This window comes from Enterocloster sp. HCN-30185, assembly GCF_037890305.1.
Lineage (GTDB): Bacteria > Bacillota > Clostridia > Lachnospirales > Lachnospiraceae > Enterocloster.
Genome location: NZ_JBBKBT010000046.1, coordinates 1 through 857, shown reverse-complemented (window position 1 = coordinate 857; position 857 = coordinate 1). Strand labels below are relative to the sequence as shown.

2 protein-coding genes are annotated in these 857 nt (G+C 40.6%); both read left to right on the top strand.

What is annotated here, in order from left to right:
- Positions 1–85 precede the first annotated feature (85 nt).
- The gene (locus WKT10_RS15900; RefSeq protein WP_004615554.1) at positions 86–427 is read left to right on the top strand and encodes a transposase; all 342 of its coding nucleotides are present in this window, start codon (positions 86–88) and stop codon (positions 425–427) included.
- On the top strand, positions 427–857 hold a 431-nt coding region (locus WKT10_RS15895), incomplete at its 3' end, for an IS3 family transposase (RefSeq protein WP_340278049.1). The genes WKT10_RS15900 and WKT10_RS15895, both read left to right, overlap by 1 nt.

The window sequence follows — 857 nt, the reverse complement described above, 5'->3', positions numbered from 1 at the left end:
TGATGGTGTATAAATAAAGTTGACACCCTATTCTCAAGGATTTTGATATATAATCATAATCAATACGAGAACAGGAGAAAAACCTATGGCACAGAATCAAAAATCTTATGACAATGAATTTAAAGCACAGGCGGTAAAGCTTGCCCAGGAAATCGGCGGTCATAAAGCTGCTCAGGAATTAGGGATTCCAAAGGGTACTATGTACACTTGGATAAAAGCCTTCAAAGAGGGGCGTCTCAGTGCAAATGAAGCAGTTCATACGCCCAAGAATGCTTTATCCCTCAACGATGAGCTTATTGAACTCAGAAAGCGTGTAAAAGAGCAGGATAAGGAAATTCGTCGCTTAAAAGAAGAAAACGAATTCCTTGAGGAAGCAAGTGCTTTTTTCGCAGCCAGCCGTCGGAAGTCAGCAAAAAACAGAGATTAATGTTTATTGCAATCAAAACGGATGACGGCCGGATTAAGGGTAAAATTTCTTTTTATTGCAAAGTGCTTCATGTTTCAAGGCAGGCATTCAACAAATTCCTAAAAGCAAAAGATACCCCTTGGAAATATCAGGCACTGGCAGATGCAATGCTTGATATTTGCAGCGAAGATGAATGCAATGACACTTATGGAAGAATCCGTATGTATCAGGCCTTACAGCTCAAACAGCCTGAGGGAGTACATATTCCCGGTGAGAGAACTGTTTATCGTGTCATGGCAGAAATTGGTCTTAATCATAAACCAAAACGTAAGCCGAATGCTATTACCAAAGCTGATAGAGAAGCCAGTAAATCCGACGATTTAATCAAGCGTGACTTCGCTGCTGAAAAGCCTCTTGAAAAGTGCATGACCGATATGACTGAAATAAAGGC